The organism is Psychroserpens algicola (assembly GCF_014526325.1).
Lineage (GTDB): Bacteria > Bacteroidota > Bacteroidia > Flavobacteriales > Flavobacteriaceae > Psychroserpens > Psychroserpens algicola.
In genome coordinates this window covers 252652-259318 of sequence record NZ_JACNMJ010000003.1, presented here as the reverse complement: position 1 = coordinate 259318, position 6667 = coordinate 252652, and the positions used below count along the sequence as shown (strand labels likewise).

Genomic DNA, 6667 nt, shown 5'->3' with positions numbered 1-6667 from the left:
GTTTGAGTAGATGTATTGCCGTTGCCATCATCATATGTCCATGTGACTATGGTTGTCGATCCTTCTCCTGAAATTGGTAAAGTAGCATCATGGCTTACGGTCACTGAGCCGCCACAATTATCTGTTGCCGTTGGTGCTGTTAAACTTGTTACTTCACATTCGGCTGTAATATCAGACAGACTTGCTGCATCTGGCGTTGGTGCTGTGATATCATCAATACTTACATTTTGGGTTTGAGTTGATGTATTGCCGTTGCCATCATCATACGTCCAGGTGACTATGGTTGTCGATCCTTCTCCTGAAATTGGTAAAGTGGCATCATGACTTACTGTCACTGAGCCACCACAATTATCTGTTGCTGTTGGTGCTGTTAAACTTGTTACTTCACATTCCGCTGTAATATCAGACAGACTTGCTGCATCTGGTGTTGGTGCTGTCACATCATCAATAATCACATTTTGAGTTTGTGTAGACGTGTTGCCGTTGCCATCATCATACGTCCAGGTCACTATGGTTGTCGATCCTTCTCCTGAAATTGGTAAAGTAGCATCATGGCTTACTGTCACTGAGCCGCCACAGTTATCTGTTGCAGTTGGTGCTGTTAAACTTGTTACTTCACATTCCGCTGTAATATCAGACAGACTTGCTGCATCTGGCGTTGGTGCTGTGATATCATCAATACTTACATTTTGGGTTTGAGTTGATGTATTGCCGTTGCCATCATCATATGTCCATGTGACTATGGTTGTCGATCCTTCGCCTGAAATTGGTAAAGTAGCATCATGGCTTACGGTCACTGAGCCGCCACAATTATCTGTTGCCGTTGGTGCTGTTAAACTCGTTACTTCACATTCGGCTGTAATATCAGACAGACTCGCTGCATCTGGCGTTGGTGCTGTGATATCATCAATACTTACATTTTGGGTTTGAGTTGATGTATTGCCGTTGCCATCATCATATGTCCATGTGACTATGGTTGTCGATCCTTCTCCTGAAATTGGTAAAGTAGCATCATGGCTTACGGTCACTGAGCCGCCACAATTATCTGTTGCCGTTGGTGCTGTTAAACTGGTTACTTCACATTCCGCTGTAATATCAGACAGACTCGCTGCATCTGGCGTTGGTGCTGTGACATCATCAATACTTACATTTTGGGTTTGAGTTGATGTATTGCCGTTGCCATCATCATACGTCCAGGTCACTATGGTTGTCGATCCTTCTCCTGAAATTGGTAAGGTGGCATCATGGCTTACTGTCACTGTTCCGCCACAATTATCTGTTGCGGTTGGTGCTGTTAAACTGGTTACTTCACATTCGGCTGTAATATCAGACAGACTTGCTGCATCTGGCGTTGGTGCTGTGATATCATCAATAATTACATTTTGGGTTTGAGTTGATGTATTGCCGTTGCCATCATCATACGTCCAGGTGACTATGGTTGTCGATCCTTCTCCTGAAATTGGTAAAGTGGCATCATGACTTACTGTCACTGAGCCACCACAATTATCTGTTGCTGTTGGTGCTGTTAAACTTGTTACTTCACATTCCGCTGTAATATCAGACAGACTTGCTGCATCTGGTGTTGGTGCTGTCACATCATCAATAATCACATTTTGAGTTTGTGTAGACGTGTTGCCGTTGCCATCATCATACGTCCAGGTCACTATGGTTGTCGATCCTTCTCCTGAAATTGGTAAAGTAGCATCATGGCTTACGGTCACTGAGCCGCCACAGTTATCTGTTGCGGTTGGTGCTGTTAAACTTGTTACTTCACATTCCGCTGTAATATCCGAGAGACTTGCTGCATCTGGCGTTGGTGCTGTGATATCATCAATAATCACATTTTGAGTTTGAGTAGATGTATTACCGTTGCCATCATCATACGTCCAGGTGACTATGGTTGTCGATCCTTCTCCTGAAATTGGTAAGGTGGCATCATGGCTTACTGTCACTGAGCCGCCACAATTATCTGTTGCGGTTGGTGCTGTTAAACTGGTTACTTCACATTCCGCTGTGATATCAGACAGACTTGCTGCATCTGGTGTTGGTGCTGTGATATCATCAATACTTACATTTTGGGTTTGAGTAGATGTATTGCCGTTGCCATCATCGTACGTCCAGGTGACTATGGTTGTCGATCCTTCTCCTGAAATTGGTAAAGTGGCATCATGGCTTACTGTCACTGAGCCGCCACAATTATCTGTTGCTGTTGGTGCTGTTAAACTTGTTACTTCACATTCCGCTGTAATATCAGACAGACTTGCTGCATCTGGCGTTGGTGCTGTCACATCATCAATAATCACATTTTGAGTTTGTGTAGACGTGTTGCCGTTGCCATCATCATACGTCCAGGTGACTATGGTTGTCGATCCTTCTCCTGAAATTGGTAAAGTGGCATCATGGCTTACTGTCACTGTTCCGCCACAATTATCTGTTGCTGTTGGTGCTGTTAAACTGGTTACTTCACATTCAGCTGTGATATCAGACAGACTCGCTGCATCTGGCGTTGGTGCTGTGATATCATCAATAATCACATTTTGAGTTTGAGTAGATGTATTACCGTTGCCATCATCATACGTCCAGGTCACTATGGTTGTTGTGCCTTCTCCTGAAATTGGTAAAGTAGCATCATGGCTTACTGTCACTGAGCCGCCACAATTATCTGTTGCTGTTGGTGCTGATAAACTCGTCACTTCACATTCGGCTGTAATATCAGACAGACTTGCTGCATCTGGCGTTGGTGCTGTGGTATCAACTACTGAAAATGTAGCTTTATAATTTAAAGTGGCATTATGAGCAAAATGCGTCCCAGAACCTCCTCCACCTGAAGTATATGTAAAATCTGCTGTTGTAAAAACTTCGAGATAATATGTCCCTAAAGCTAAACCACTAATGATATTAATATTGGCTGAGGCTTCTTCCCAAGTTTGGTTAGTTTCTCCTGGAGTACATTGTCCTGTTGCCGCATCATTACTTAAAAAAGGTAAGGACACACTGCCTGTAAATGCTGGTGGTGTATCTGAAGTGAGATAAATACGGTAATTTAAAAAACCGTTCGTAATATTATCCGTATCACATTTATAAATTTTGTTTTGAGCTCCATTTAAGAGTAATGAGCCGTCACAACTAAAATTACCTAGGTTTGCTCCATCAAAATCTATATTTCCTGTAGATGCCTGTAAGTCAAAATAGGTATTCCCTGAACCTGTATCTAAAATCGCATAGCTTTCATAGATGCCAGATTGTGCAGATGAAGCAAAAATTCCTAAACAAAAACATGCTAAAGCGAGTAATAATGAACGTAAATTTTTCATTGTTAATATCCTTTAAATAGGTTAATGCACATTCGTAATGCTATCTCCATAAAATGGAAACATTAGTCACATACTAGATTTGGTACTATTAAATGGCTATTAATCAAATGAGGGAATAAGCTAAAATACAGCTAAGTTATTTTCTAAAACTATTTACTCGTTCAAACACTAAAAAAAACTTTAAACATTGATTTTCAAGGTAATATTGTACGAAAATCTCGACAAAATCATGGTCTTTCAGACTTGCTTTAATTTCCACTGTCCTTTACGAAACCATAGGATGGCTATTATCGAAATTAAAACTTCGGCCAGAACGATAGCTAAAAACACGCCTGTTGGTCCGAAATCAAAGGTAATCGCCATGAGGTAGGCAAATGGCAATTGGAATAACCAAAAGCAAATAAAGTTGATAATGGTTGGTGTCATTGTATCTCCTGCGCCATTAAACGAATTGATGACAACCATACCGTAGGCATAAAAAATATAACCTGCAGCAATCACTCTAAGACAAAGACTTCCGTTTTCTACAACACTTGGAACGTCTGTAAACCATGAAATAATTTGTGGTGCAAACACTAAATAAGCAATGGAAACAACACCCATAAAATAAGCACAGTACTTCCCTGTTTTCCAGACAGATTGTTCGGCACGTTCAGGTAGTTTGGCGCCGAGATTTTGTCCGACTAAGGTTGCTGCAGCATTGCTCATTCCCCATGCAGGCATAAAGGTGAACATCATGACGCGAATGGCAATGGTATATCCTGCGAGGACTTCGCTGCCGAACTCACTCATGATACGCATAAGAAACACCCAAGATGACGTTCCTATTAAAAACTGTCCGATTCCACCAAGCGACACTTTAATCAGGTTGACCATTACTGCAACTCTTAATACCACATCTTTAACTCCGACTTTTATTCGGCTCCATCCATAGAATAAAACGATTAGCTGAAACACCACAGCAGACCCTCTACCGATGGTCGTTGCTATAGCTGCACCTTCGACACCATAAGCAGGAATTGGCCCAAAGCCGAAAATAAACATGGGATCTAAGATGATGTTCAATCCGTTGGATAGAATCAAGGTCCACATCGCCATCGATGCATCGCCAGCACCTCTAAAAATCGCATTAATTAAAAACAGGAGCATGATGGTTACATTTCCGCCTAAAAGAATTTGCGTATATCCGTAGCCTTCAGCAATTAAATCGGGTTCGCCACCCATGAGTGCTAAGATGTCCTTGGGAAACAAGATTCCGATAACGCTAATCACAGCAGCCACTAAAATCCCTAGGAGAATCACTTGAACAGCAGCCTGCGACGCACCTTCATTATCTTTTTCACCAATACGCCTAGCAACAATAGCCGTTGCAGCCATACTGAGTCCGATAGCCACCGCATACACCAGTGTGACAACCGATTCGGTGAGTCCGATAGTAGCCACAGCATTAACGCTAACTTTAGACACATAAAAGATATCGACTACTGCGAAAATGGATTCCATAAGCATCTCTAAGATCATAGGAATAGAGAGCATAAACACTGCTTTTCGAATGCTACCAGACGTGAATTCTTGTTCCTTACCTGAAACTGCCTGTTTGAAGTAAAGGTATAATTTGGAAATTGAAATATTTGATTTTGACATGATTGTAAACTATAAAATAATAGGTATAACCAAGAGCTACGTGCTCATGGCAAGTTTTGAATGTCACTTATACATTGTGACGTATCGCGAAGTGTGGCTTAAACAATCATAACTCAAAGGTGCAGAATTAATTTTAGATTTCAAAATAGGAAAGACAAATCCTATTTCAATTTTATGTTGCACAGACTAAAAATACCTGTTACACACAGTTTATCGAACATAACTGCGTCTGAACGCCATGAAAGTATATTTATACATTGAAACTATTGATAATCAATAGGTATTTCTATATATTCGTAACGCTAATTAATTCAACCAACATGTTTAAAGCCGCCTTATTTGATATGGACGGAGTCATTGTCGATTCTGAGCCATTACATTATAAAGCCTACTACCAAATGTTTAATGACGTTAATATCGAAGTCCCAGACGATTTATACGCTTCATTTACTGGACAATCTACCTTAGAAATTTGTGAGTCTCTGAAATCTCAGTTTAAACTCCCTTTGGGTGCTCAGACTTTAGTTGACATCAAACGTCACCATTTCAAACAGTTATTTGATACCGATACATCGCTTCATCTTTTAGATGGTGTCTTAGATTTGATCAAAGATTATCACAGTCATGGCATGACTTTGGTGCTCGCTTCTTCAGCATCGATGGCCAATATCAACCGTATTTTTGAGCGTTTTGATTTAGACCGCTATTTTGTTGCTAAAATTAGTGGTGCCGACTTAAAAGCCTCAAAGCCTCATCCAGAAATATTTGAGAAAGCTGCTGAACTTTCGGGGCATGATGTCAAAGACTGTTTTGTGATTGAAGATTCTACGAATGGAATTGCTGCTGCCAAAGCTGCTGGGATTTACTGTATAGGTTATGACAGTTTACACAGTGAAGATCAGGATTACAGTAAAGCCGATTTGGTGGTTTCAGATTTTAAAGCTATCAGGTATGATGCTTTAGCGACATTATTATCTACAGCCTCATGAAAAACGACATTACTTGTACTAATGTGGTTGTTTGTTATACTTTGTCAGTGTTAAAAGTATAGCATACACAAGATAGTCCGAATTTATTACTTTTACAGTATATCAGTAAACATGTCACAACAGAACTCCCTAACAAACGATATACAAAAGTTACTGCACGCTATTTTGAAAGCTTTGGGATATGATACCCAACGGAAGCGTACATGGCACCAACATGTGGTACCTTATGAAAACGGCTGGGCTGTTCGTCGTGAGGGGAATAAACGTATTACTTCCAAACACCGTAAACAGAGTACCGCCATTAATAAAGCCAAGACGCTGGCGAAACGCTATAAGGCTGATGTGATTATTCATCGTGAGCGTGGTGGAATTCGGGATCGGGTAAGTTATGGTGATTGATTGTGGTTTTAAATTTAATCCTTTATTATTTTTAGAAATAAATTAAACTTAGTTATGAAATACTAAAATTCTAAAACTGAATTATTTTTTTAAATAAACCCAAAAATCGTCAATATCTAGAAACCGCAAAAAAAGAGGTTTTAGTTTTGTGGTATTAATCTTTAAAATTTATAAAATCATGCGAACACAAAACAACCACAAATCGAACCAATCTAATGCTAACAAAGGGACATCTGGATCTAACCAAGCCTACAGCAAAACCCAAGGGAATCGAGGCGCACAATTAAACCCGAATCGAAAAAAGTAACATCTAAAGCATAC

The 6667-nt window shown here is 40.3% G+C and carries 5 protein-coding genes; 3 read left to right on the top strand and 2 right to left on the bottom strand.

The genetic code is table 11. The annotated features are described in order from the left end of the window. On the bottom strand, positions 1 to 3314 hold a 3314-nt coding region (locus H7350_RS09780), incomplete at its 3' end, for a beta strand repeat-containing protein (protein WP_420825365.1). 237 nt (positions 3315 to 3551) lie between these two features. Next, positions 3552 to 4958, bottom strand: a complete 1407-nt coding sequence (locus tag H7350_RS09775; protein WP_204345721.1) for an MATE family efflux transporter — start codon at positions 4956 to 4958, stop codon at positions 3552 to 3554. A 320-nt stretch (positions 4959 to 5278) separates the two neighbouring features. On the opposite strand from H7350_RS09775, the gene H7350_RS09770 reads away from it, so the two are divergent. From H7350_RS09770 to H7350_RS17080, 3 genes are all read left to right on the top strand, one after another. Further along, positions 5279 to 5947 carry an HAD family hydrolase gene (locus H7350_RS09770; RefSeq protein ID WP_204345720.1) on the top strand — a complete coding sequence of 223 codons (669 nt, stop codon included), beginning with the start codon at positions 5279 to 5281 and terminating at the stop codon, positions 5945 to 5947. Between the two features lie 111 nt (positions 5948 to 6058). Continuing rightward, on the top strand, positions 6059 to 6346 hold the full coding sequence (locus H7350_RS09765) for a DUF2188 domain-containing protein (RefSeq protein ID WP_204345719.1): 288 nt from the start codon (positions 6059 to 6061) through the stop codon (positions 6344 to 6346). Between the two features lie 178 nt (positions 6347 to 6524). Continuing rightward, positions 6525 to 6653 (top strand): hypothetical protein, encoded by a 129-nt coding sequence (locus H7350_RS17080; protein ID WP_262891166.1) that lies wholly within the window; start codon positions 6525 to 6527, stop codon positions 6651 to 6653. Positions 6654 to 6667: the final 14 nt, after the last annotated feature.